This is a genomic window from Allopusillimonas soli, from assembly GCF_004153445.1.
GTDB classification, from domain to species: Bacteria; Pseudomonadota; Gammaproteobacteria; order Burkholderiales; family Burkholderiaceae_B; genus Allopusillimonas; species Allopusillimonas soli.
Map to the genome: position 1 here is coordinate 262,093 of NZ_SDQC01000006.1, position 25,891 is coordinate 287,983.

At 62.1% G+C, this 25,891-nt stretch carries 23 protein-coding genes; 8 read left to right on the forward strand and 15 right to left on the reverse strand.

Features of this window, described 5'->3' with window-relative positions; translation table 11 throughout:
* Window positions 1–10: 10 nt before the first annotated feature.
* From ERD78_RS17685 to tkt, 4 genes are all read right to left on the reverse strand, one after another.
* Window positions 11–1,444 (reverse strand): aldehyde dehydrogenase family protein, encoded by a 1,434-nt coding sequence (locus ERD78_RS17685; RefSeq protein WP_129970995.1) that lies wholly within the window; start codon window positions 1,442–1,444, stop codon window positions 11–13.
* Between the two features lie 133 nt (window positions 1,445–1,577).
* Window positions 1,578–2,771 carry a phosphoglycerate kinase gene (locus tag ERD78_RS17690; RefSeq protein WP_129970996.1) on the reverse strand — a complete coding sequence of 398 codons (1,194 nt, stop codon included), beginning with the start codon at window positions 2,769–2,771 and terminating at the stop codon, window positions 1,578–1,580.
* Between the two features lie 9 nt (window positions 2,772–2,780).
* A complete protein-coding gene (gene gap / locus ERD78_RS17695) occupies window positions 2,781–3,791 on the reverse strand; it encodes a type I glyceraldehyde-3-phosphate dehydrogenase (protein WP_129970998.1) in 1,011 nt (336 codons plus the stop codon).
* Between the two features lie 104 nt (window positions 3,792–3,895).
* The gene (gene tkt, locus ERD78_RS17700) at window positions 3,896–5,941 is read right to left on the reverse strand and encodes a transketolase (RefSeq protein WP_129971000.1); all 2,046 of its coding nucleotides are present in this window, start codon (window positions 5,939–5,941) and stop codon (window positions 3,896–3,898) included.
* A gap of 155 nt (window positions 5,942–6,096) precedes the next feature.
* On the opposite strand from tkt, the gene ERD78_RS17705 reads away from it, so the two are divergent.
* Window positions 6,097–6,828 carry a 16S rRNA (uracil(1498)-N(3))-methyltransferase gene (locus ERD78_RS17705; protein WP_129971002.1) on the forward strand — a complete coding sequence of 244 codons (732 nt, stop codon included), beginning with the start codon at window positions 6,097–6,099 and terminating at the stop codon, window positions 6,826–6,828.
* A 58-nt stretch (window positions 6,829–6,886) separates the two neighbouring features.
* Here ERD78_RS17705 and ERD78_RS17710 read toward each other — a convergent pair whose 3' ends face one another.
* The 4 genes from ERD78_RS17710 to ERD78_RS17725 all read right to left on the reverse strand — a co-directional run bounded on the left by ERD78_RS17710 (window position 6,887) and on the right by ERD78_RS17725 (window position 11,914).
* A complete protein-coding gene (locus ERD78_RS17710) occupies window positions 6,887–7,351 on the reverse strand; it encodes a barstar family protein (protein WP_129971004.1) in 465 nt (154 codons plus the stop codon).
* Window positions 7,351–8,565: a patatin-like phospholipase family protein gene (locus tag ERD78_RS17715; RefSeq protein ID WP_129971006.1), complete on the reverse strand. Its 1,215-nt coding sequence runs from the start codon at window positions 8,563–8,565 to the stop codon at window positions 7,351–7,353. The genes ERD78_RS17710 and ERD78_RS17715 overlap by 1 nt, the downstream gene beginning before the upstream one ends.
* Window positions 8,546–10,834, reverse strand: a complete 2,289-nt coding sequence (locus ERD78_RS17720) for an NADP-dependent malic enzyme (RefSeq protein ID WP_129971008.1) — start codon at window positions 10,832–10,834, stop codon at window positions 8,546–8,548. The genes ERD78_RS17715 and ERD78_RS17720 overlap by 20 nt, the downstream gene beginning before the upstream one ends.
* 153 nt (window positions 10,835–10,987) lie before the next feature.
* Window positions 10,988–11,914, reverse strand: a complete 927-nt coding sequence (locus ERD78_RS17725) for a hypothetical protein (RefSeq protein WP_129971010.1) — start codon at window positions 11,912–11,914, stop codon at window positions 10,988–10,990.
* A gap of 128 nt (window positions 11,915–12,042) precedes the next feature.
* On the opposite strand from ERD78_RS17725, the gene ERD78_RS17730 reads away from it, so the two are divergent.
* Window positions 12,043–13,206, forward strand: a complete 1,164-nt coding sequence (locus ERD78_RS17730) for a pyridoxal phosphate-dependent aminotransferase (RefSeq protein ID WP_129971012.1) — start codon at window positions 12,043–12,045, stop codon at window positions 13,204–13,206.
* Window positions 13,207–13,208: 2 nt separating this feature from the next.
* Here the strand turns inward: ERD78_RS17730 and ERD78_RS17735 are convergent, their stop codons facing one another.
* Window positions 13,209–14,075, reverse strand: a complete 867-nt coding sequence (locus ERD78_RS17735; RefSeq protein ID WP_129971013.1) for a lytic transglycosylase domain-containing protein — start codon at window positions 14,073–14,075, stop codon at window positions 13,209–13,211.
* Between the two features lie 93 nt (window positions 14,076–14,168).
* Between ERD78_RS17735 and ERD78_RS17740 the strand changes: the two genes are divergently transcribed.
* Window positions 14,169–15,740, forward strand: coding sequence for a UbiD family decarboxylase (locus ERD78_RS17740; RefSeq protein WP_129971015.1), 1,572 nt, complete (start codon window positions 14,169–14,171; stop codon window positions 15,738–15,740).
* A gap of 68 nt (window positions 15,741–15,808) precedes the next feature.
* On the opposite strand, the gene ERD78_RS17745 is transcribed toward ERD78_RS17740, so the two are convergent.
* The 6 genes from ERD78_RS17745 to dacB form a co-directional block, all read right to left on the reverse strand.
* On the reverse strand, window positions 15,809–16,159 hold the full coding sequence (locus ERD78_RS17745; protein WP_129971017.1) for a hypothetical protein: 351 nt from the start codon (window positions 16,157–16,159) through the stop codon (window positions 15,809–15,811).
* Entirely contained in the window at window positions 16,156–16,572 is a 417-nt protein-coding gene (locus ERD78_RS17750; protein WP_129971019.1) for a phage holin family protein, read from the reverse strand. Before ERD78_RS17750 ends, ERD78_RS17745 begins: the two co-directional genes overlap by 4 nt.
* A gap of 47 nt (window positions 16,573–16,619) precedes the next feature.
* Window positions 16,620–16,937, reverse strand: a complete 318-nt coding sequence (locus tag ERD78_RS17755) for an ElaB/YgaM/YqjD family protein (protein WP_129971021.1) — start codon at window positions 16,935–16,937, stop codon at window positions 16,620–16,622.
* Between the two features lie 144 nt (window positions 16,938–17,081).
* The gene (locus ERD78_RS17760) at window positions 17,082–17,798 is read right to left on the reverse strand and encodes a TapB family protein (RefSeq protein WP_129971023.1); all 717 of its coding nucleotides are present in this window, start codon (window positions 17,796–17,798) and stop codon (window positions 17,082–17,084) included.
* 137 nt (window positions 17,799–17,935) lie between these two features.
* Window positions 17,936–18,574, reverse strand: coding sequence for a uracil phosphoribosyltransferase (gene upp / locus ERD78_RS17765; protein WP_129971025.1), 639 nt, complete (start codon window positions 18,572–18,574; stop codon window positions 17,936–17,938).
* Window positions 18,575–18,616: 42 nt separating this feature from the next.
* Entirely contained in the window at window positions 18,617–20,092 is a 1,476-nt protein-coding gene (gene dacB, locus ERD78_RS17770) for a D-alanyl-D-alanine carboxypeptidase/D-alanyl-D-alanine endopeptidase (protein ID WP_371734620.1), read from the reverse strand.
* A gap of 153 nt (window positions 20,093–20,245) precedes the next feature.
* Between dacB and queA the strand changes: the two genes are divergently transcribed.
* Genes queA through secF form a run of 5 tightly spaced genes read left to right on the forward strand, consistent with a single transcriptional unit; the run spans window position 20,246 to window position 25,753 of the window.
* The gene (gene queA / locus ERD78_RS17775; RefSeq protein ID WP_129971027.1) at window positions 20,246–21,301 is read left to right on the forward strand and encodes a tRNA preQ1(34) S-adenosylmethionine ribosyltransferase-isomerase QueA; all 1,056 of its coding nucleotides are present in this window, start codon (window positions 20,246–20,248) and stop codon (window positions 21,299–21,301) included.
* The gene (gene tgt / locus ERD78_RS17780) at window positions 21,298–22,434 is read left to right on the forward strand and encodes a tRNA guanosine(34) transglycosylase Tgt (RefSeq protein WP_129971029.1); all 1,137 of its coding nucleotides are present in this window, start codon (window positions 21,298–21,300) and stop codon (window positions 22,432–22,434) included. The genes queA and tgt overlap by 4 nt, the downstream gene beginning before the upstream one ends.
* Before the next feature lie 52 nt (window positions 22,435–22,486).
* Window positions 22,487–22,834 carry a preprotein translocase subunit YajC gene (gene yajC, locus ERD78_RS17785; protein ID WP_129971031.1) on the forward strand — a complete coding sequence of 116 codons (348 nt, stop codon included), beginning with the start codon at window positions 22,487–22,489 and terminating at the stop codon, window positions 22,832–22,834.
* Window positions 22,835–22,894: 60 nt separating this feature from the next.
* Entirely contained in the window at window positions 22,895–24,766 is a 1,872-nt protein-coding gene (gene secD / locus ERD78_RS17790; protein ID WP_129971033.1) for a protein translocase subunit SecD, read from the forward strand.
* 51 nt (window positions 24,767–24,817) lie between these two features.
* Window positions 24,818–25,753 carry a protein translocase subunit SecF gene (gene secF, locus ERD78_RS17795; RefSeq protein ID WP_129971035.1) on the forward strand — a complete coding sequence of 312 codons (936 nt, stop codon included), beginning with the start codon at window positions 24,818–24,820 and terminating at the stop codon, window positions 25,751–25,753.
* Window positions 25,754–25,891 lie beyond the last annotated feature (138 nt).

Sequence of the window (25,891 nt, forward strand, 5' to 3'; positions counted from 1 at the left end):
AGTTTGAACGCTAGTGCCTGATGGCAACTGTCTTGACTGTGGTAAAGCCATACAGGGCCTCGTACCCCTTCTCCCGGCCATATCCCGATTGGCCGGTGCCACCGAACGGCAGCTCCACCCCGCCGCCGGCGCCATAATTGTTGATGAACACCTGACCCGAGCGCACTTTGCGCGCAAGACGCATCTGCCGCGCACCATCCGATGTCCATACCCCGGCAACGAGGCCAAATGGCGTCCCGTTGGCAATGCGCAGGGCCTCGTCTTCGGTATCGAACGGAATAGCTGCCAGGACGGGCCCGAAAATCTCTTCTTGCGCCAGCTTGTGGCTGGGCGGCACATCGCTGAGCAGGGTCGGAACCTGGTAGAAGCCCTCCTTGGGCGCATTGGCATCCATTTGCCCGCGCGCAGCAACGGTGATGCCGGCCTCATCCACAAGGCCCAGATAATCCCGCACGCGATCACGCTGACGCGCGCTGATCAGTGGGCCGCAATCCGGGTCGTCGCCCGCCCTGCCTGTGCGCGTGGCCTGGAAGAGCTCGGACAGCCGAGTGATGACATCGGCGTAGATGGCTCGCTGCACAAGCAGCCGGCTGCCCGCCGAGCAGGTCTGCCCCGCGTTCTGCACAATCGCATTGAGCCAGACCGGCAAGGCGGCCTCGATATCGGCATCGGAGAAGACAATCTGCGGCGACTTGCCGCCAAGCTCCAGCGTAACCGGCGCATAATGCCCCGCCGCGGCCATGGCCACCTGGCGGCCCGTCTGCGGCGAGCCTGTAAACGATACATGATCAACGCCGGGATGCGCCGCCAGCGCGGCACCCGCTTCCGAACCGAGACCCGTCACGATATTCAACGCCCCTGCGGGCAGGCCCGCCTCCATGGCAATCTCGGCGGCGCGCAGCAGCGACACGCAGGCATCCTCTGCCGGCTTGACCACGCAGGCATTGCCCGCAGCCAGGGCGGCGCCGACGCTGCGTCCAAATATCTGCAAGGGGTAGTTCCAGGGCACGATATGCCCGGTGACGCCATGCGGCTCGCGCAAGGTAAAAACCGTGAACTGCTCGGGATAAGGAATGGTCTGGCCGTGAAGCTTGTCGGCAGCACCCGCATAGAACTCGAAATAACGCGCCACAGCCCCCGCGTCGGCCATGGCTTGCCGCAGCGGCTTGCCGGTGTCGCGGGACTCCATCCGGGCAAGTTCTTCCTGATGTTCGAGCAAGGCCGCACTGACGCGCCAAAGCAGGCGGCTGCGCGCAGCCGGCGCCATGCTGCCCCACTCGCCATCGAAGGCAGCTCGCGCGGCGCGCACAGCCGCTTCGATGTCCGGCTCCCCCGAGCGCGCAATCTCGGCGTACAGTTGCCCATCAGAAGGGTCCACCACGGGCAGGCTCTGCCCCGACATGGCGCTCAGCCACTGATTGCCGATGAAATTCTTGTAGATCATGCCTGTGTCTCCTTCTGTGGCCCGGTTCGTGTTTCAACGGACGGGAAACAGCCTGGCGCCGGATGCCGCCAGTGCGCGATCACGCGCGCACTGACGGTATCCAGGCATGCGGGAGTACGCCTTTGGACCCTTATCAGTCTTGGGCGCGCTTTTGCAGGATGTCCACCGCCGGCAGCGTTTTGCCTTCCAGGAACTCCAGGAAGGCGCCGCCACCGGTTGAGATATAACCGATTTTTTCCTGGATGTCATACTTGTCGATGGCGGCCAGCGTGTCGCCCCCGCCGGCAATGGAAAAGGCGGGCGAATCGGCAATGGCCTTGGACACAGTCTCTGTGCCGTGGGCAAAAGCGTCGAACTCGAAAACACCCACTGGCCCGTTCCACACAATGGTTCCCGCCTTGGCAAGAATGCCGGCCAATTGCTGCGCGGTTCTGGGCCCAATGTCAAGGATCATGTCATCATCCTCGACCTGCTCGGCCGTCTTGGTGCTGGCCTGCGCATCCGCGCTGAATGACTTGGCACATACAACATCGACCGGAATCGGCACAGCGGCACCGCGCTTTTTCATCATGTCGATGACGGCGCGCGCCTGCGCCACCTGCTCGGGCTCTGCCAGGGACTTGCCTATGGGCAGGCCCGCCGCCAGCATGAAGGTGTTGGCAATGCCGCCGCCCACCACCAGTTGGTCCACCTTGTCGGCAAGCGCCTGAAGGATGGACAGCTTGGTCGAGACTTTGGCCCCGCCCACGATGGCAACCAGCGGACGCCGGGGCTCATGCAGCGCCCGCCCCAGAGCGTCAAGCTCGGCTTCAAGCAAAGGGCCCGCGCAGGCCACCGGCGCAAACTCGGCCATGCCATAGGTCGTGGCCTCGGCGCGATGCGCGGTGCCGAATGCATCGTTCACGTAGATGTCGCACAAAGCAGCCATTTTCCTGGCAAGCGCCGGGTCGTTCTTTTTTTCGCCCACATTGCAGCGGCAGTTCTCCAACAGCACCACCTGGCCAGGCGCAGTGCCGACACCATCGACCCAGTCGGTGGCGAGCGTGACAACCTGGCCTAGCAGTTCGGACAGGCGTTCGCCGACAGGCGCCAGCGTATCGTCGGGCCCGACAATGCCTTCCTTGGGGCGCCCCAGATGCGAGGTGACCATGACCGCGGCGCCGGCATCCAGCGCCATCTTTATGCCAGGCACCGACGCACGCACGCGGGTGTCTTCGGTGATCTGGCCGTCCTTCAAGGGCACATTGAGGTCGGCGCGGATAAATACACGCTTGCCGGCCAGCGCGCCCGCGCTGGCCAGGGACGAGAGAGTCTTGATGGGTTTCATGAAACGGGCTTACTTGGCCGACATCAGTGCAACCGTGGTATCCAACATACGATTGGAGAATCCCCATTCGTTGTCATACCACGACGACACCTTCACCAGCGAACCCGACACCTTGGTCAGGCCTGCATCGACCGTGCTGGATGCAGGATCGTGGTTGTAGTCGACCGACACGAGCGGCTCTTCGCTGTAGTTCAGGATACCCTTGAGCGGACCATCGGCAGCAGCCTTCAGAATGCGGTTGACCTCTTCGACCGTGGTCTCGCGCGCAGAGATGAAGGACAGATCAACAATGGATACATTGATGGTCGGGACGCGAATGGCATAGCCGTCAAGCTTTCCGTTCAGCTCGGGCAATACCAGACCGACGGCCGAGGCGGCGCCCGTCTTGGTGGGAATCATGCTGTGCGTGGCAGACCGCGCACGGCGCAGATCGGAATGGTATACGTCGGTAAGCACCTGGTCGTTGGTATACGCATGCACCGTGGTCATGAGCCCGTTGACCACGCCCAGCGCCTGATGCAGAGGCTGGACCAGCGGTGCCAGGCAGTTCGTGGTGCAGGAGGCATTGGAAATGACCGTATCGCCGGCCTTGAGCACGCCGTGATTCACCCCGTATACGATGGTGGCGTCGACATCCTTGCCACCAGGCGCCGAGATAACGACCTTCTTCGCCCCACCGTTCAGGTGCGCACTCGCCTTTTCCTTGCTGGTGAACAGGCCCGTGCATTCGAGCACGACATCGACGTTCAGCTCGCCCCAGGGCAAAGAGGCAGGATTGCGCTCAGCCAGCACGCGGATCTTGTCACCATTGACAACCATGTAGTCGCCGTCCACTTCGACCGTCCCGGGGAATTTCCCATGGGCGGTGTCGTAGCGCGTCAGGTGCGCATTGGTCTTGGGGTCGCCAAGATCGTTGAGGGCCACGATCTCGATGTCGTGTTTCTTGCCATCTTCGTAATGCGCACGCAGAACGTTGCGCCCAATACGCCCATAGCCGTTGATTGCCACGCGAATGGTCATTGCATAACTCCTGTTTTATAGAACCTTTTCCACAACCCGGCGCGTGCCGGGCTGATCGACCCCTGAAGCAACCCGGCCCGCGCCGCGCAGCCCCACATTACAGACTACAGAACCTTTTCCACTGCCTGAGCGACATGCTCGGCCGTGAAATCAAAGAATTTGAAAAGCGCGCCGCCCGGCGCCGACTCGCCATAGCGGTCAAGCCCGACGACCGCGCCATGGATGCCCACGTATTTGTGCCAGCCCCATGTCACACCGGCCTCAACCGCCACGCGCGGCAGATTCTTGGGCAGCACCTGCTCCCGCCAGGCTTCGTCCTGCTCGTCGAATACGTTGCAGCAGGGCATGGACACCACGCGCACCGCAATGCCCTTTTCCGCCAACTGCGTCTGCGCGGCAAGCGCCAGGGCGACTTCCGAGCCCGTGGCAATGATGATCGCCCGCGGCGCATCGGCATCGCGCAGCACATAGCCGCCGCGCCATATCCCTGCAATAGTGGCCTCGTCGCGCGGAACAAACTCGAGATTCTGACGCGAAAGCAGCAAGGCAGTCGGGCCGCCCTCATGCACATCCATGCCGATGCTGGTGGGCCGGCTCGCGGCGTGAGCCCAGGCCACCGCGGTTTCCGTTGTATCGCAGGGACGCCAGACGTGAAGATTGGGTATCAGCCGCAAGCTGGCTGCGTGCTCGACGGACTGGTGTGTGGGGCCATCTTCGCCCAGCCCGATGGAATCGTGCGTCAGCACGTGGACAACGCGCTGCTTCATAAGCGCTGCCATACGAATGGCGTTGCGGGAGTAGTCGGAGAATGTCAGGAAAGTGCCGCCAAACGGAAGATAGCCTCCGTGCAGGGCGATGCCATTCATGATGGCCGACATGCCGAACTCTCGCACGCCGTAGTTGATATGGCGCCCGAAACGCAGATGCAGTTGCCCCGCCCGCACAGGCTCAACGCCCTTCCAGTCGGTGAGATTGGAGCCGGTCAGGTCGGCCGAACCGCCCAGCATTTCGGGCAGAACATCCACAAGCGCCGTAATGGCCAACTGCGAGGCCTTGCGCGTAGCCACGGTTTCAGCCTTCTGGTTGGTGTCCTGCACAAAAGCGTTGACGCGCTCGGCGAAATCCGCCGGCAGACTGCCCTTCATGCGCCGCAGAAACTCGGCGGCCTCGCGAGGATAGGCTTTCTCGTAGGCATCGAAGCGCTGCTGCCATTCTGACTGCAATTTGGCGCCTCTGGGCTTGCCGTTCCAATAGTCGTAGATTTCCTTGGGGATATCAAATGGCGGATAAGGCCAGTTCAGAGCCTCGCGCGTGGCCTCGACCTCTTCTTGGCCCAATGCCGCGCCGTGGACTTTCTCAGTGCCAGCCTTGTTGGGCGCCCCCTTGCCAATGACTGTGCGGCAACAGATGATGGTGGGCCCTTTGGCCTGCCCGGCATTGGCGTGGGCCTGCTCGATGGCCGCTTCAATCGCCGCGGCATCATGCCCGTCGACGCCGGACACGACATTCCAGCCATAGGCCTCGAAGCGCTCGGGGGTGTTGTCGCCGAACCAGGGTTGTACCTGGCCGTCGATGGAAATGCCGTTGTCGTCATAGAACAGGACGAGCTTGGACAACCCCAGCGTGCCGGCAAGAGAGCAGGCCTCGTGCGAAATGCCTTCCATCAGGCAGCCGTCGCCAGCGAAGGCATAGGTATAGTGATCAACGATGGCATGGCCTTCGCGGTTGAACTCCTGCGCCAGCAGGGCTTCCGAGAGAGCCATGCCGACGGCGTTGGCGATGCCCTGGCCAAGCGGTCCGGTGGTTGTTTCGACGCCAGGCGTCAGACCAACTTCGGGATGGCCCGGCGTGCGTGAATGCAACTGCCGGAAATTGCGCAGTTCTTCAATGGGAAGATCGTAGCCAGTGAGATGCAGCAAGGCATACAGCAGCATCGACGCATGGCCATTGGACAGCACAAAGCGGTCGCGGTCAGCCCATGCGGGGTCGGCGGGGTTATGGCGCAGATGGCGCGTCCAGAGTACCTCGGCGATGTCGGCCATGCCCATGGGCGCGCCGGGGTGGCCGGAATTGGCTTGCTGGACAGCATCCATAGCCAGCGCACGGATGGCATTGGCCATGGAGGAGTCTTGGGCGGGAGTAAGGCTCATGGAAGGCTCGCAGCGGGCGCCTGCCTGACGATCGGCGGACACCGGAAAACAGGGGTTGCAAAGCTAGAGATTTTACCACCCGGACATTTTCCAGTCTGGTCACCTCAAGTATCATCTGGATCATACCCATTCACCACGGAACGCGCCGGCCGCTCATGCCCACGCCCAGATTTTTCCTTCCGCCTCCCTTGACCGCCGCCGCCACAATCCGCCTGCCGGACGCGCTGGCGCACCATGCCTTGCGGGTCTTGCGCCTGCGTGACAACGCCTCCATCATTCTCTTCGATGGCCGCGGCGGCCAATTCCCCGCAACGCTGCAGATTCACGGCAAAGGCGCCAGCGCCATACTGGGGGCACATGATCCGGCCGAGGCCGAGCTCGCCGGCCAGATCACGCTGGTGCAAGGCATTGCATCAGGCGACAAAATGGACTGGGTCATTGAAAAAGCGGTGGAGCTGGGCGCCTGCGCCGTGGTGCCCATAGCAGCGCATCGCAGCGTGCTGCAGCTGTCGGGAGACAGGCTGCGCAAACGCATGGCGCATTGGCGCCGCATTGCACAGGCCGCAAGCGAGCAAAGCGGCCGCAACCGCATCATGCGCGTGGATGAACCACGCCATCTTGCCCACTACCTCGAGGAAGCCGATGCCACAAGCCAGCCGGCGCTGTTCTGCCACCCTGACGCGTCATCAACGCTTGCCCATGCGCTGCATGGCGTGCGGGACAAATTTGCACTGCTGGTGGGGCCCGAAGGCGGATGGTCGGAGGAAGAGCAGGCGCTGGCTCGGGCACGAGGCCTTCAGCCCGTATCATTCGGCAAGCGGGTACTGCGCACTGAAACAGCCGGCTTGGCACTCATGGCGGCATGCAGTGCGCTATTGGGCTGGTAGGCGCCGCAGCAGGAGGTTGTAAGAAATCGACTTCGCGCGGGAGCCCTCCACCCGAGCGCTATTCTGCCCGCTCACCATAGGGGGCGGGATGCTCTCCGGGCTCAGGGTCTGGATGTTTGCCGGCATGCACGACCGTATAGGCAAAGCGCCTGTCGTTGTTGGCGGCAAAATCCACGATATCGTCGCAGACGGCCACAATGGCCTTGGCATCTTCAGCCAGCGCAGGGTCGCCCGAATGCAGCTTGTGAAACCATAAAAACAGGCCATTCTTGTGATCAAGCACGGTATCGCAGAGACAATCGTACAGCGCATCGAGATTGCCGCCGAAATACTCCGGAAAATCAACCGCCTTGACCACTGCCCGCAATACGGCGGAACGGCTGCGCGCGCGATCGCAGTCGACAACAAAGGCCGTCATGCCTTCCGTGCGGGCGGCCTCCAGGGTTTGCGACTGCGCATCCGCAGAGACATCGATCAAACCGCCTTTTTGCAATTTCTTTTGCAACGACTGCGCTTGGCTCATTACTGCGTCTCCTTGAAAAACGCTTTCACTTCCTCGACTCGGCTCATGCTGTCGGCCCTTCCCAGGCGTATGAGTTCCTGGGTAAAGCCAGACTCAAACAGCAGATAGGAGATGAGCGCACCTCCCGTTGTCGGTCCTGACGAGGACGATACACCAAGTACCCGGAAAAGGGTACGGGCAGCGCGTGGCAACTGTTCGATATGCGCCAGCGCAAGCTCGTCGAGGGACCGGCTCGGGGTCATTACAAAGATGCTCACGGGCCGCAGCGACTGGGTTTTTAATACATTTGCGGGCAACAGCGCAAGAAGATCATTGATGCGTTGCATTCGTTCCACATCCATGGACAGGCTGTCCAGAAAAATATTGGACAGCGCATGCCCGCCAATCTGCGCCAGCGATGGGTAAGGCGGGTGTCTTTCCTGGTCTTCAGGATGGATATCGTCCTTGTGGCCGGTGCCCACCACCATGATGCGCTGGGCGCCGAGATGGATGGCAGGGCTGAGCGGCGCCAACTGCCGCATGGAACCGTCGCCGCACCAGGGATGCAGGCCCTGGACTTGAAGCGACTGCGCCGGGAAAATGAACGGAATCGAGGACGAGGCCATTAGATGGTCAACATTCAGCCTCGTGGGCAAGGCTCGGCGCAGAGGCCGGCGCCATGGCTCAATGGAGCCAGTGGACTGATAAAACGTCAGGTGCTCGCCGGTGGTGTATGCCGCCGCTGTAATGGCCACAGTCTGCAGATACCCGTCGTCCAGATTTCTTTGCAGTTGGTCAAAATCGAGCGACTTGGTGAGCAGCGCACGCAATGGGGAGTTGTCCAGCAGCGCGCGCGGCTGCCGGCTGCGCGTGGCGGGGATCGCCCAACCCGCTACCAGCAGGCCCAGCCAGCGCAATCCTGTAAGCAGCAAGCGCGGGGCATCGGCATGGTATACCTTGCCGGCATGCAGGTTGCCCCACAACAATTCCAGCCTGCGCAGAGACTCATGCACATCGTTGGCATGGCAAGCCAGCGATGCCGCATTGACCGCCCCCGCCGACGAGCCGCAGATAATGTCAAAAGGGTTGCGAAAGCCCGGCGTGCGGCCGGGGTCAAGTATATCCAGAATGCCCGAGAGCACACCAACCTGATAAGCGGCGCGCGCGCCACCCCCGGTCAATACGAGGCCAGTGGCCCCCGGATGGGCGCGGGGTTCAAGTTGGACGGTTGGCATCGAGCACGGTCAGCGCAGCCATGTTGACGATGCGCCGTACTGTTGAGCTGGATGTCAGGATATGCACGGGCGCATTGGCGCCCAGCAGGAATGGCCCCACCGCCACATTGCCGCCGGCGGCGGTCTTGAGCAGGTTGTATGCAATATTGCCCGCGTCGACATTGGGGCAAATCAGCAGATTGGCCTCGCCATGCAGCGTGCTCGATGGCAGGATGCGCTGGCGCAGCGCTTCATCGAGCGCGCAGTCGCCGTGCATCTCGCCATCGATCTCCAGGCTGGGGTTGCACTCACGAATCAGGGTCAGCGCCTCCTGCATGAGAGCGCCGGAAGATGAACTGCCGGTGCCAAAATTCGACCGTGACAGGAGCGCTACCTTTGGCTCCATGTTGAGGCGTTGCATTTCCGCCGCGGCGGCCAGCGTAATCTCGGCAAGCTGGCGCGCGTCGGGCTGCTCATTGACATGCGTATCCGCCAGGGCGATGGTGCGCTCGGCCAGCAGCAGTATGTTCATGGCGGCATAGGTGCAGGTACCCGGTGCCTTGCCAATGACTTCATCAATGAACTGAAGGTGGTTGGCGTAGGTACCCACCGTACCGCACACCATGCCGTCGGCATCGCCCAGATGCACCATCATGGCCCCAATCAGGGTGAGCCGGCGGCGCATCTCCACGCGCGCCATTTCCTTGCTGATGCCGCGTCGGCACATGATTTCCCAATAGGTTGTCCAGTAGCGATGAAAGCGCTCGTCGTAATCGGGATTGGTTACCTCGACATCTTCGCCCAGGCGAATGCGCAGGCCGAACCGCTTGATACGATCGGCCAGCACCGAAGGCCGGCCCACCAGAATGGGTCGGGCCAGTTTTTCATCGACGATGATCTGCACGGCTCGGAGCACGCGCTCTTCCTCGCCCTCTGCAAAGACAATGCGCGCCTTGCCACCGTCGCGCACGAGTTTCTTGACAGAGGAGAACAGGGGCTTCATGAACGAGCCCGAACGGTACACGAACTGCTGCAACTGGTCGGCATAGCTCTCAGGATCAGCCAGCGGACGCGTAGCCACGCCGTCGTCCATGGCCGCCTTGGCCACGGCCAGACCGATGCGCACGATCAGGCGAGGGTCGAATGGCTTGGGAATGAAGTACTCCGGGCCGAAGGACACGCCATATGTGCCATAGGCTGCCGCTACGACGTCGTTCTGCTCTTCACGGGCCAGCTTGCAGATCGCCATGACCGCCGCTTTCTCCATGCCGCGCGTGATCGTTGTGGCGCCCACATCGAGCGCGCCGCGGAAAATGTACGGAAAGCACAGGACATTGTTGACTTGATTGGGGTAATCGGACCGTCCTGTGGCCATGACAACGTCGTCGCGCACCTTGTGCGCTTCCTCCGGGAGAATTTCAGGCGTGGGGTTGGCCAGCGCCAGGATAAGCGGTCTTGCAGCCATCCTGGCCACCATTTCCGGCTTGAGCACGCCTCCGGCCGACAGCCCAAGGAAAACGTCGGCGCCATCAATGATGTCGCCCAGCGTGCGTGCCCCGGTATCCTGGGCAAAGCGCTCTTTGTCTGGGTCCATGAGTGTCTTGCGCCCCTTGTACACCACACCTTCGATGTCAGATACCCAGATGTGCTCCAGCGGCAATCCCATATCGACAAGTAGATCGAGGCAGGCCAGCGCCGCCGCACCCGCGCCCGAAACCACGACCTTGACTTGCCGGATGTCCTTGCCCACGACCTCCAGGCCGTTGATAAAGGCCGACGACACACAGATCGCTGTGCCATGCTGGTCGTCGTGGAAAACGGGAATGCGCGTACGCTCCCGCAGCTTGCGCTCGACGATGAAACATTCGGGCGCCTTGATGTCTTCGAGGTTGATGCCGCCAAAAGTGGGCTCCAGACCCGCTATGATATCGACCAGTTTGTCGGGGTCTGTTTCATTGATCTCGATGTCAAAGACGTCAATGCCGGCGAATTTCTTGAACAGGACGGCCTTGCCCTCCATGACGGGCTTGGAAGCCAGGGCGCCGATATTGCCCAGCCCCAGCACCGCCGTGCCATTGGTGATGACGCCCACCAGGTTGCCGCGCCCGGTATATCGGACGGCATTGTGCTCATCCGCAACAATTTCTTCGCATGCCGCGGCCACGCCCGGTGAATAGGCCAGCGCCAGATCGCGCTGGTTGGATAGCTGCTTGGTGGGCGTGACGGATATTTTGCCGGGACGGCCGTACTCGTGATATTCAAGCGCGGCCTTGCGAAGAGTGTCTTCCATGATGACTGATTCGTACTCAAAGAATGTGTGGGAGACGCTCATTCTAGCGTTTTGCCACGATTTGGAACATGCGGCGGTGCCACACGCGCAAGCCGCGGTGCGCACTTATGCCCCCAGGTTATAACCAGCTGGATAACCCTGGCAATTGCCGCGTCAGAGATCCTGGCCTGGATGCGGAAAACGGCTTTCCGGATCAAATAGCGCCTTCATGCGCATGTCCAGCTCTCCAGCCTGGGCGGCCAGCCCCGCATCGTCTGCCCGCGAGACGGAGAAGCGCTGCTCGTAGGGCCGCTCGGCCAACGGCATGGCCAGGCGCTCGTCGATCACGACCCACTCCAGCCAGCCCAGATCGCCCCCATGCCCCAGGATCAGATGGGCCAGATTGACAGTGTGTCCGGCCGCAGGCGACAGCGCATCAAGCCGGTAGCGGGCGGGCCAGGCCACTTCCCCGCGGCAGTCTCGCGCCGCGCTCTCGGCCGACAATTGAAACAGCGCCGGAATGAGCCGCTGCAGACGCGCGCCGTCCAAGGGCTTGCGGTTGCGCTCGCCGAACGGCCCCAAGTTGACGACTACGCCGTCGTCCAGCAAGACGGAGGCCTGCACCACACCACTGCGGAAGGTTTCTCCGGCTGGCCAATCGCACAGGCAGCGGTCGGCCAACCAGGACGCCACCGTGATATGGCATGGCAACTCGGCGAATGCTGTCATGCCTGCCGCTTCCAGTTCGCCCAGCAAACAGCCCGGCTGCACGAACCACAGCGGCCCATCGGGCTCCAGCCGCTGGCACAGGCCCAGGCTGCGGCCCGGATCCACCCACAACACGGGCAGCTCGTCCTGTCGCGCGGCGCGCGCCACATCATCCAAGGCGAACAAGACGCCATGCTCGCCACACAGCGCGCGCGCCTTGTGGACATCGGAGGCCTGCTTGGGGGTCAAGCGCGCGCTGCCCGGCCCATCGCCTCGGTCGAATTCATAGAAGGTACCGTCTATCGTGCGGCGCATGGCCTGGCAAAAAGCCTGCCAGGCATCCTGGGGAGTGCGCCTTCCCGTCAAGAAGGCACGTCGCGATTGGGACAACATTGTCTTTTCCATCTTTCTTTGTTTTATCAGCCACCCCGAACAATGAGCCCGACGACTCCGGGCAACGCGGGTGGCACAGTTTTCAACAGGTCAGGGCTACAATCGCAATTTTGCCTGAGATTCCGGTCATGTCCCGCCTTGCCACGCGCACCGAACAGGTGCTGCCATTCTACGCCGTCGAACTTTTCAAGCAGGCCAGCCTGCTGAACGCGCAGGGCCGGGATGTCATCAGTCTGGGCATAGGCGAGCCTGACTTCACGGCGCCTGCGCAGGTTGTTGAAACCCTTCAGCGCGCGGCTCAGGCCGGCCTGAGCGGCTATTCCTCGCCCGCAGGGCTGCCCACGCTGCGGGATGCCATCGCCCGATACTACGGCGAACATTTCGGCGCGCAAGTGGATCCGGCCCGGGTGATCGTCACCTCGGGCGCGTCCGGCGCCCTGCTGCTGGCGGCCATGACACTGATCAATCCAGGCGATGAAGTCCTGCTGCCCGACCCCTCCTATCCGGCGAACCAGAACTTCATAACCGCCGCCGGCGGCATCCCGCGCCTCGTCCCGTCCAGCGCGGCGCAACGCTTCCAGCTGAATGCCGAGCACATACGCACACACTGGGGTCCGGACACCCGGGGCGTGCTCATCGCGTCCCCAAGCAACCCCACAGGAACCACCATAACCCGCGCCGACCTGGCCGAACTCATCGCCGAGGTGCGCCAGCGCAATGGCTTCATCATCATGGATGAAATCTACCTGGGCCTGTATTACGGTGACGCGCCGCAAAGCGCCCTCGTTCTGGATGACGACCTGATTGTCATCAACAGCTTTTCCAAGTACTTCCACATGACAGGCTGGCGCCTGGGATGGATGATCACACCCGAAACCATGGTGCCCGCCGTCGAGAAATTGGCGGCCAGCCTGGCCATCTGCGCGCCTACATTAGCGCAACATGCCGCCATCACCTGCTTCGAGCCCGAGGTCATGCAGGTTTTTGAAACCCGGCGGCTGTCGTTCAAGCAGCGCAGGGATTATCTGCTGCCCGAACTGGAAAAATTGAAGCTGCACGTGCCGGTCGAGCCCGACGGCGCCTTCTATATCTACGCGGATATCAGTCATCACAGCAAAGACAGCACTGTATTCTCGCACCGGCTTCTGCACGAGGCGGGCGTTGCCGCCGTACCCGGGCAGGACTTCGGATCGGCACACGCCGCCCACACCCTTCGCTTCTCCTATGCCACCGGGCTGGACAGGCTGCAGGAAGCCGTGCAACGCATGGCGCGTTTTCTCGAACGTCAGTGAGCCTAATTGCGTATGGCGATGCCCGACGCAAGCGCAATGCGACGACGCTCGGCAAGCACCTTCTCGCCATACCCGCCGTCGCTCGGCCCCGTGGCGCCCACATAACAGGCAAGACCGCCCTTGAGCGAACCGCGCCGATCTATGCAGTCGCGCAGAATCTGCGTGCCCACGCGAATATTTGCAATCGGATTGAGCGCCGCGATCGGCCCATCCACAAAGACGGCAAACTTGTCCTTATGCACCTTCGTCATCACCTGCATCAGGCCCTGGGCGCCCACATGGCTTTCCGCATAGGGGTTGTAGCGCGATTCAATGGCAATCACCGCGAGCACCAATTGCGGATCCAGATTACGCTCGCGGCCAACGACGAATGCCGTATTCACAAGCGCGCCAGCCACGCTGGCGGCAATGCGGTATTTGCGGGCAATGTAGCTGCGCAGCGCTTCGGCCTGGTCATTGGTGATGCCCGGCACATGCTGCCCGGCCTCGGACGATTTGAGGGCTTGCGAGAAACTGAGCTGGGTTCCGGCCCTGGGTTGCGAAGCGCGCTCCGCCTGCTCCGCCGCCACCGCATCTTCCGGCGGCAGGCCGCTGTCGGCCCCAGCCGTATCGGGCATGAATAACCCGCTCTCCACGGAATACAGCGCGGAAAATGGCCCGCCCAGCGCGTCGGGCCGCAAGGCCGCCACCAGCGCCTCATGCAGGGCGCGCGCCTGCTCACGCAGCGACGGTACGCTCAGTCCCAGGACGACGGCCACCAGCGCCGCAATGCCCAGGTACACTGCGCATACATGCAGAAACTCGCCCAGGCGATAACCCACACCGCGCGCCATTCTCCCAAGCAGCGCGTCGGCATCAGCGCCAGCCATAATGATCCTTGAAGATAGAATGAAGAAGGTCGATGTTAACCTCCGGACGTCAATTTTATGTAACTCAATGTATCACGATTGCAGGAAAAGCCAGTGAAATACCGTGACCTCAGGGACTTCATCTCCCAGCTCGAGCGCGCGGGCGAGCTCAAGCGCATCGCCGTCCCCGTGTCGACAGACCTGGAAATGACGGAAATCAGCGACCGCGTTCTGCGCGCCGCAGGGCCCGCCTTGCTATTCGAGCAGCCCGCCCACCGGGGCGTCCCCGCCGGCATGCCCGTCCTGACCAATCTGTTTGGCACGCCGCGGCGCGTTGCGTGGGGCATGGGCGCAGATGATGTCAGCGCCCTGCGCGGTACCGGCGAACTGCTCGCATCGCTGCGCGAGCCTCAGGCGCCGCGCGGCCTGCGCGAAGCCTTGACTACCGTCAACCAGCTCAAGTCCGCCTTGTGGGACATGAGCCCGAAGACGATACGGAATGCGCCTTGCCAGGAAGTCGTGCTCGAAGGCGACGATGTCGATCTCGACCGCATTCCTCTGCAGCGCTGCTGGCCTGGCGATGTCGCGCCGTTGCTGACCTGGGGGCTGGTCGTGACCCGCGGCCCGAACGCCAAGCGCCAGAACCTGGGCATATACCGGCAACAAATCGTGGGCCGCAACAAGCTCATCATGCGCTGGCTGCCCCATCGTGGCGGCGCACTCGATTTTCGGGATCACGCGCTTGCGAATCCCGGCCAGCCTTTTCCCATCGCGGTGGCGCTGGGCGCCGACCCCGCCACGATACTGGGCGCCGTAACGCCGGTACCTGACAGTCTTTCCGAGTATCAATTTGCCGGCCTCTTGCGCGGTTCACGCACCGAACTCGCCAAGACGCTCGGCAGCGATCTCTCCGTGCCCGCCTATGCCGAGATCGTGCTCGAAGGCCATATTCTTCCCGCCACCGATGCGCGCGCGCGGCAGGCACACGCACCAGGGCAGACCTCCGAAGGCCATGCACTGCACGCGCCGCCACCGCCGCCGGACACAGGCTATGAGATGGCGCTCGAAGGCCCCTACGGCGACCATACCGGCTATTACAACGAACAGGACTGGTTCCCGGTGTTCACGGTAGACCGTATCACCATGAGACGCCAGCCAATCTACCACAGCACTTATACCGGCAAACCACCTGACGAGCCCGCGGTGCTGGGGGTGGCGCTGAATGAGGTGTTCGTGCCCCTGCTCAAACGTCAACTGCCCGAGATCGTGGACTTCTACCTGCCTCCGGAAGGATGCAGCTATCGCATGGCTGTCGTGTCCATGCGCAAACAGTATCCTGGTCACGCAAAACGCGTGATGTTTGGACTATGGAGTGTATTGCGCCAATTCATGTACACAAAATTCATCGTTGTCGTTGACCATGATGTGGACGTGCGCAATTGGCAGGAAGTGATCTGGGCCATGACCACGCGCATGGACCCCGTACGAGATACCGTCCTGGTGGAAAACACACCCATCGACTATCTCGATTTTGCCTCGCCCGTATCCGGGCTGGGCGGGAAGATGGGGCTGGACGCAACCAACAAATGGCCAGGGGAAACGCAGCGTGAATGGGGGCGTCCCATCGAGATGGATGCGGCCGTGAAAACCCGGGTGGATGCCATATGGGGCAGCCTGGGTCTTTGATCCCCGGCCGGCAGGTATCACGCTTTCTTTCCCTCGCCGCCGGCCATGCCGCCAGCAGCGGCCCGGTATCAATCGCTCTTGCGATCCATGGACCGCGCCACCTGCCAGCTGAGCAGCAGGCCGGCGCCAAGACGCCACCACCATCGGCGCTTGCGGCCCAATACACCCGATACCAAGGCGGAGGCGCTGGATGTCAGGAGCGGATAGCGGCGTGTCAGGCGCAGCGCCTGAAACAGCAGGTCGGTTGGCGACTTCGAGGTGGCTCGCGGAAAGGCGCTGTGCAAGAGCGCCCTGGGCGTGAGCGACGCCGCCAGCTCATTTGTGCTGCGGGCCACCGCCTGGCGCTCCAGCGCCGCCCGGGCCCGGGCCAGCTCTATGCGCACGGCGCGTTCACGCGCCGACATGCCTGCTTGCGTCATGGCAAGGTCCTCCCCACCGCGTCGTCGCGGTCTACCGATTCGGGGTCACGCAGGCGCTCGGCCAGCGCCAGATCGCGCTTGAGTTCCTCAACCGTGGCATGGAAAGGCATGGGTGCGTACAGCAGTGTGCGCCGAACCCAGAGAAAAAGGCCCGCACCGAGCAGAAAATAGACCAGCGCCAGTACGGCAAGCGCGACGTAGCGCTGCTCAGTGGGCCAGAAATACAGTGCGACAGCTATCGAAAACACCAGCAGGGCCAGCGTCAGGAAAAGCAGCGCACCGAAGGCAAGGCCCAGCAAGGTAATGATCTGGGATTTCTGCTCGGACGCCTCAAGCGAAAAAAGCTCGAGGCGTGTACGCACGATGGACAGCAGGGAGCAGGCCAGATTGCCCGCTGATTCTCTCAATGCCATGGCCTGCCCTGCTTGTCAGGACGGTTGCACCACATGATGCCCCGCTCCTATCGGCGGCACAGCAAGGCGCCGAGCAGCACGCCGGCCAGGCCGGCCATGCCGATGGCCTGCCATGGGTTGTCATGCACATAATCATCCGTGACCCGGGCTGCCCGGCGGCCATGCTCAACCAGCGCGTCCTGGGTGTCGTACATCGCCTCCCGCGTGCGCCTGAGGGACAGCAGCGCGCGCTCGCGCAGTTCGGTCGCCTTGTCGCCAGTGGCTTCAGCCGCTTCGCGCAGCAGCTTCTCGGCATCGTCCAGGCTGGCCTTGACGCTGTCGATGAGTTCTTCTTCACTGCTGCGAACGGTTTTCTTGGTTGCCATGATTCAACTCCTGATAAAACATGAACAAATAGAACTATGCCTTGCCACGTCCAAAGCCACGCACTCCACGCCAGGGGCTGCTTCGGGCCGGGTGCGGAACAGGCTGGAGCAAGAATGATGCCTGGAACATTTTTTCCTGCCACCCTAGCGCAGTTCGGTCACCTCGACATACGAACTTACCCCGCTCTGAACACTTTCCTGTTTCATGACCATGCTGACATCCGGGCAATACCAGTCGGTGACCTGTGCCGTCATGGCAGGTATGGGCAGGACCAGGCCGCTGAAAGAAGCCTGTGTGGCCTCGCTCGTGCGGGTGTAGCGCACCGGCCAGCACGACTGCGCGCCCGCAGCAGTCTGCAGCGTCTGCTTCTCACCCACGGTGCGTTCCGTGGTGTTGATGCGAACTGGCTTGCTGCCCTTGTTGTCGACCTGAATCTGGAAATGTTGGCCCGGAAATGTCTGGCCGGCATGTGTGATGGGCTGTGCATAAGAGAACAGCCCCAACATGCGCAAATCGAACTTGCCCTGCACAGGCACGCGCCGCCCGGACTCATCCTGCTTCTCGAAACTTGCTTCGCCGTTGCGCACAGTCATCCAATAGTCAACGCGAGAACTTCCCCCCGGCAGGCCGGCCAAGCCGTACGTGGCCTTGCCTTGCACGCGCGCCTTGCAACTGTTGTCGCCTTGCTTGCTCACCTCGGAAAACGAAAGGTCGGCGCCCAGGTTGAAGGTGCCCTGCCCAGCCAGCGTTACATGGCCGCCATCATGCATGAACGGCGTCTGGCACATGCCCGCGAACGCCGGAGCGGCCGCCACGCCGAACGCGCAAACCGCCAGAATCCTGAACCAGAATGAACGCATGAAAGCCTTCAGTTGGAGATACATAGCTTCATACTAACCGATTTACACGCATGACTGCGCCCGTGCCGCGCATGCGATGGTTAGGAAATGTTCGGACCGTTACACACTGTCCGAAACGCCAATGCGACCGCTGTCGTTCAGGCGCCCTTCTGGCGCGTCCCGAAGATGCGGTCGCCGGCGTCTCCCAGGCCCGGAATGATATAGCCGTCTTCGTTCAGATGGCTGTCTATGGAGGCCGTGTAGATCTCCACATCCGGATGCCGCGCCTGCACTCTGCGTATACCCTCTGGCGCGGCCACCAGGACCAGCGCTCGGATAGACCGGGAGCCAGCTTTCTTGAGCAAGTCTATCGTGGCCACCATGGAGCCGCCGGTGGCAAGCATGGGATCGACAATGAGCGCCATGCGCTGGTCCATCTGGCCCGCGAGGCGCTCAAGATAAGTGTGGGCTTCCAGGGTCTCTTCGTTGCGCGCAATGCCCACCGCGCTGACGCGGGCGCCCGGAATCAGGCTCAGCACACCATCGAGCATGCCTATGCCCGCGCGCAGTATCGGCACCACCGTCACCTTCTTGCCCGCCAGCTTCTCCACATCCAGTGATCCTGCCCAGCCTTCGATGCGCACGGGTTCCAGCGGCAGATCCTTCATGGCCTCGTAGGTGAGCAGCGCAGCAACCTCCTGGGCCATCTCGCGGAAATTCTTGGTGCTGAGGTCGGCGCGGCGCATAAGGCCGAGCTTGTGACGAATGAGCGGGTGACGGATTTCATGTATGGGCATGGCGTTTCCTTTGCGAATATCTGGGCATGCGCCCCGGCGGCATCATTGCTCCGCCAGCCAGGCGACCAGCGCGTCATCGAATGCGCGCACGGCATAGGCACGGTCATCATTGACGAAACTGACGAGAATATAGCGCTTCCCGCTGGCTCCCAGCACATAGCCCGCCAGCGAACGGGCCGCGCGCAGGCTGCCGGTCTTCAAATGCGCCATCCCCTGCACCGCATCGTCGCGCATGCGTCGCCTCACCGTGCCGTCTATGCCAGCAACCGCCAGCGAGGAAATAAACTCCGGCATGAGCGGCGTGCGCCAGGCAACGTCGAGCATGCCCGCCAGGCCAGAGGCAGTCAGCCGACTTTCCCTGGACAGGCCCGCGCCGTTGTCGATATGCCAGCCGCGCGTATCCACGCCCTGGGCCGCCAGCACCGACATCGCGGCGCGGGCGCCGCTATCGGGCGTCGCACCGGGACCCAGCCTTTCCGCACCCAGCGTCAGAAGCAGCGTGCGCGCCATGACGTTGTTGCTGTGCTTGTTGATCTGGCGAATGGTGTCGCCCAAGCTGCGGGAGTCGTGCCAGGCCAGTACTGTGGCGTCGGCAGGCACCGTTCCCTCATGGATGCCCTTTGCAAGCGTTCCACCCAGCTCTCGCCAGAGCTGGCGAAAGATATCCTCGAAGTATTGCGGCTGCGGCATCACGAGCCGATAAAGACTGAACTCACCGCAAGAACCCACGGCCGCCCCGCTGATATGGACAACATAACGGCCCGAAACCGGCTCTATCCGGGTATTGATGGACGGCGATCCCGGGCAGACTGCGTCGCGCCACCCGATCTCGCCATCTATCCGTACATCGCGCAAGGGCGGATCGACAATGGGAATCCATTTGCGCGCCGCCATGTCCGGCTGAAAAACCAGGCGCACGGCGCCCAACCCCACCATCATGGCGTCGGGGCTGGCATTGTAGGGCCGGTCTGGCGCGCCATCGAAGGCGCCCGGATCGGTAGCCACCGGCCCGAATATGGAACGGTCCACCACGACTTCGGTCAGATTCTTGATGCCGCGCAGGCGCAGCTCACGCAGCAGGCTCCAGAGATCCTGCACAGAAAGAAATGGGTCACCCGCCGCCTTGATATACAGCGGCCCCATAAGCGTGCCCTGGCCGTCCACACGTCCTTTGCCGCGTGCCAGCATGGTCGTGCGCCATACATAATCATTGCCCAGTCCCGACAAGGCCGACCAGGTCGTCACCATTTTCATGACGGACGCTGGATTGCGTGGCACACCCGAATTGATGTCAAGCATGGACGTTGCCGCCCCCACTTCCTTGACGTAGAGCGACAGAGAAGACTCGGGCAGCTTGGTGGCCCGCCAGAGCGACGCCAGCTCGGGCGGCAGGCCCTGGGCCCGGACGCCAGCCACGGAAAACAGTGCCAGCAACATGACCAGCCAGACCGTCGCGCCGAATCGCCAGCGCCCATGGGGACGTGCATGACGGAACAGGCGCGGTGAAAGTCTCAACATGGATCACATCCTCAAAAAAACATCAGGATAACCAAACTCGCCCCACCTGGAACAGCGCCCCATGGTAACGGCTCGTTCCATGAGCGCGGTACACTTGCGGGTATTTTCAGATATCCCGTACCGTGCCGCATTCCGGGCCCGCGCCCTGCTTCCGTGAATCCTGACCTTGAACTTTCCCAGTTCGACTACGAACTGCCGCCCGAACTTATTGCCCAGTCTCCCGCCGCCCATAGGGCGGACAGCCGCCTGCTCCATCTGGATGCCGGAGGCTGCCTGCACGATCGCGTGTTCACAGATCTGCCCCAGCTTCTGCAGCCCGGCGACCTGCTCGTATTCAACGACACCCGCGTGATCAAGGCGCGCCTGAATGGCTGCAAAGAGAGCGGCGGCAAGGTCGAAGTCCTGATCGAACGCATCATTGCCCCCGATCGTGCCCTGGCGCATGTGAAAGCCAGCAAATCGCCTCGAGCGGGTAGCCGCCTGCTATTGGCCAACGCTTTTGCCGTCGAGGTTGCCGGGCGGCAGGGCGAGCTTTTTGACCTGGTGTTTCCCGAGCGCGTGCTGGATCTGCTGGATCGTCATGGCACCACGCCGCTGCCGCCTTATATCGAGCACGCCGCCGAAAGCGAAGACGAGGCGCGCTACCAGACCGTTTACGCCCGCGAACCAGGCGCGGTGGCCGCGCCGACCGCAGGCCTGCATTTCGACGAGCGCATGCTGGAGCGCCTGAAGGCGCAGGGCGTGGGACAGGCATTTGTCACGCTCCATGTGGGGGCGGGCACGTTCCAGCCGGTGCGGGTCCGCAAAGTGGCGGACCATATCATGCATGCCGAGCGATATGCGGTGCCGCCGGATACATTGTCCAAAGTGCGCGAAACCATGGCGGCCGGAGGGCGCGTTGTTGCCGTGGGTACGACCAGCGTCCGAGCCTTGGAGTCGGCGGCGGCACAGCTGGCCAGCCGCGGCGACGCCGCCCCGTTCGAAACGCTTGAAGGCGACACCCGGCTGTTCATTACGCCTGGTTACCAGTTTGCGTGGGTCGATGCGCTCATTACCAATTTTCATCTGCCTCAATCCACGCTGCTGATGCTGGTGTCCGCCCTGGCGGGCATGGCGCCGATACGCAGGGCGTACACCCATGCCGTCCACTCGCGCTACCGCTTCTTCAGCTACGGCGATGCCATGTTCATAGAGTCTTCCGCATCATGAGCGGCTTGAATTTCCAGCTTCTGGCCACCGACGGCGCCGCGCGCCGCGGTCGCATCACACTGAATCACGGTGTGGTCGAAACGCCCATCTTCATGCCGGTGGGCACTTACGGCAGCGTCAAGGCCATGCTGCCGCACGAACTGCACGACATCGGCGCGCAAATCGTGCTGGGCAATACTTTCCACCTGTGGCTGCGTCCAGGCACGGTCATCATGGAAAAGCATGGCGGCCTGCACGGCTTCATGCAGTGGCCCAAACCCATCCTCACCGACTCCGGCGGCTTCCAGGTTTTCAGCCTGAACGGCCTGCGAAAAATTACCGAGGAGGGGGTCAGATTCGCCTCGCCCATAGATGGGGCGCGCCTGTTCCTCACGCCGGAGGAATCAATGCGCATTCAGCGGGCGCTGAACTCGGATATCGCCATGGTGTTCGACGAATGCACCCCCTATTCCATCGACGGGCGTCCGGCCACGCAGGATGAGGCGGCGCGCTCCATGCGCATGTCGCTGCGCTGGGCCAGGCGCTCCCGCGAGGCCTTTCATCAGCTCGAGAATCCCAATGCCTTGTTCGGCATCGTACAGGGTGGGATGTACGAAAGCCTCCGCGACGAATCGTTGGCCGGCCTGACGGATATCGGTTTCGAGGGCTATGCCATTGGCGGACTGTCCGTGGGCGAGCCCAAGGAGGAAATGATGCGGGTGCTCACGCATGTGGCGCCCCGTCTGCCAAGAGAGGCCCCGCGCTACCTGATGGGCGTCGGCACGCCCGAAGACCTGGTCGAGGGAGTGGCCAGGGGCGTGGACATGTTCGACTGTGTCATGCCGACCCGCAATGCACGAAATGGCTGGCTGTTTACGCGGTTCGGCGACATCAAGATACGCAATGCGCGCTACCGGGATGACATCCGCCCGCTGGATCCGTCCTGCAGTTGCCACACATGCGCCCATTTCTCGCGGGCTTACCTGCATCATCTGCAGCGAGCGAACGAGATCTCGGGCGCGCGCCTCAATACTTTGCACAACCTGCACTTCTATCTTGCCCTGATGGGCGAGATGCGGGCCGCCATCGCGGAAGGGCGATTCGAAAACTGGCGCGCGCAGTTCCACAACGACCGCGCTCGCGGCATTGAGTGAATATGCCGCTACAATATACAGTTGACCAAAATTTTCTCCAGGAGAAGAATCCATGGCTGTCCTCGACACCCTGACCCACATCACGGCCCAGGCCGCGCCCGCAGGCGGCGAGAACGCGCTGATGGGCATGCTGCCCATCATCCTGATGTTCGTCATCTTGTACTTTCTGATGATACGCCCGCAAATGAAGCGCCAGAAAGAACACCGCAACCTGGTCGCCAACCTGGCCAAAGGCGACGAAGTCATTACCAATGGCGGCCTGCTGGGCAAAGTCACCAAAGTCAGCGACAACTACATCACCGTCGAAATCAGCAACATGGGCGACAAGCCAATCGAATCCATCCTGCAGCGCAACGCCGTCACTTCGGTGCTGCCCAAAGGCACGATCAAGGCGCTGTAAGCCACCCGCCACCTCCGCACGGCGCCAAGGCGCCTTCCCCGCACCTGCTTCTGATCCGACATGAATCGCTACCCACTCTGGAAGTACCTCACCGTACTGGTGGCCCTGGTCCTGGGCCTGTTGTACACACTGCCCAACTTCTTCGGAGAATCTCCGGCGGTCCAGATTGCAGGCGCCAAGGCCACGGTCAAGGTTACCAACGACACGCTGGCCAGGGTGGAAGACATCCTGAAGCAGCACAACATCGCCTACACAGGCACCCGTTTCGATATGAACGGCCCTGTGGGCACGGTGCGCGTGCGGTTCTCCAATACCGACATCCAGCTCAAGGCCAAGGATGTCATCGAAAAAACCCTCAACACCGACCCCAAGAACCCCGACTACACCGTTGCGCTGAACCTGCTGCCGGCATCGCCCAACTGGCTGTCGGCATTGGGCGCGCACCCGATGTACCTGGGTCTGGACCTTAGGGGTGGCGTGCACTTCCTGCTCCAGGTCGACATGAAGGGCGCGCTCAGCAGCCGCTACGATTCGCTGGCCAACGACGTGCGCACCTCGCTGCGCGACGCCGACATCAAGCCCGAGGAAGTCGAGCGCAGCGGCATGTCGGTGGTTTCCACCTTCGGATCCGAAGACGCGCGCGACAACGCGCAGTCTGAATTGCGGCGCGCGCTGCCGGAAATGGCCTTCGCCCCCTCGTCGGGCGGCGGCAAGTATCTGCTGACGGGACAGCTTACCGACACGGCTGTCACGCAAGTGCAAACCAATGCCCTGAAGCAGAACATCACCACACTTCACAACCGAATCAACGAGCTTGGCGTCTCCGAGCCGGTCATCCAGCAACAGGGGGCCGACCGCATCGTGGTGCAGTTGCCGGGCGTGCAGGATGTGGCCAAGGCCAAGGAAATCCTGGGACGCACCGCTACGCTGGAAATCCGCATGGTCGACGACTCGCCCACTGCCCAGGCCGCGCTGGCCGCGGGCCGCGTGCCGTTCGGCCTCGAACTGTTCAAAGATACCGACGGGCGCCCCTTGCTGCTTCGCCGGCAGGTCATCCTGACCGGCGAGAACCTGCAGGATGCGCAGCCAGGCCGCGATCAGCAAACACAGCAGCCCTCCGTGAACCTCACGCTTGACGCCAAGGGTGCGCGCATCTTCCGCGACGTCACGCGCAACAATATCAACAAGCGCATGGCCATCCTGCTGTTTGAACAAGGCAAGGGACAAGTGGTCACTGCGCCGGTCATCCGCAGCGAAATCCCGGGCGGGCATGTACAGATCAGCGGCAGCATGAATGCACAGGAAGCCGCCGACATCGCCTTGCTGCTGCGAGCCGGCTCGCTGGCGGCCCCCATGCAAATCATCGAGGAGCGCACCATAGGTCCGAGCCTGGGCGCCGACAATATCGCCAAAGGCTTCCATTCGACGCTGTGGGGCTTTGTGGCGATTGCGGTGTTCATTATTTTGTACTACCACCTTGTCGGCCTGTTCTCGACGCTGGGCCTGGCGTTCAACGTCCTGCTGCTGCTCGCTGTGCTGTCCATGCTCCAGGCCACGCTGACGCTGCCTGGTATTGCCGCCATCGCGCTTACGCTGGGCATGGCCATCGACTCGAACGTGCTGATCAACGAGCGGATACGCGAGGAGCTGCGCGCCGGGCATCCACCGCAGCAGGCTATACACCTGGGTTTCGAGCGAGCATGGGCAACCATCGTCGACTCCAACCTCACGACACTGATTGTTGGCCTGGCGCTGCTCGCATTCGGCACGGGCCCCATCCGCGGCTTCGCAGTGGTGCATTGCATCGGTATCCTGACCTCCATGTTCTCGTCGATCGTGGGCGTGCGTGCATTGGTCAATCTATGGTATGGCCGCCAGCGCAAGTTGCGCACCGTGTCCATAGGCCAGATCTGGAAGCCCGAGAAGAAGTGATCAACGCCCGGGAGGCGAACGCCGCCCGGCATATACAGGCAAAACACGAACATGGAATTTTTCCGCATACATCGCACCATCCCATTCATGCGCCACGCGCTGGTGCTGAACATCATCAGCCTGGTCACCTTCATCCTGGCCGTCTTCTTCATCGCCACGCGCGGGTTCCATCTGTCGATCGAATTCACCGGCGGCACGGTCATGGAGGTGCACTATCCGCAGACGGCACAGGTCGATGAGGTCCGGGACGCCATAAGCGGCCTGGGCTACGCGGACTTCCAGGTCCAGAATTTCGGCACCTCGCAAGACATCCTCATCCGTCTTCCCTTGCGCTCCGGAGAAAGCTCGGCGGCGCAAAGCGACAAGGTCATGGAAGCGCTGCAGGCGCAGGATGCCAAGGTGCAACTTCGCCGCGTGGAATTCGTAGGTCCTCAGGTCGGGCAGGAGCTTGTGCATAATGGGCTGATGGCGCTGCTATGCGTGATTATCGGCATCATGATCTACTTGGCGTTCCGGTTCGAGTGGAAATTCGCCTTGGCGGGGGTGGTGGCCAACCTGCATGACGTGGTGATCATTCTGGGCTTTTTTGCCTTCTTCCAATGGGAGTTCTCGCTGTCTGTGCTGGCGGGGGTGCTGGCGGTACTGGGCTATTCAGTGAACGAATCCGTGGTCATCATGGACCGGATCCGGGAAAATTTCCGCAAGCAACGCAAAGCTTCGGTGCGCGAAATTATCAACAGCGCAATCACGCAGACGATTTCCCGCACAGTGATCACGCACGGGTCCACGCAGATCATGGTGCTGTCCATGTTCATTTTCGGCGGCCCCACGCTACATAATTTCTCGCTTGCGCTGACCATCGGCATCTGCTTCGGCATCTATTCCTCGGTCTTCGTGGCCGCCGCAGTGGCGATGTGGCTGGGAGTCAAGCGCGAGGACCTGGTGAAGGCGCCCAAGAAAGATGACCCCAGCGCCGAGATTGCCTGAGCGGTGATTAAAGACTAGAAAAAAGGGCCTTTTGAACTGCACCCCAAAAGTTGGACACTGATCCAACCTTTGGGGTGTTTTTCATGACGAAGTACGATGAGCAATTCAAGCTGTCCGTAGTGCAAAGCTACGAGTCGG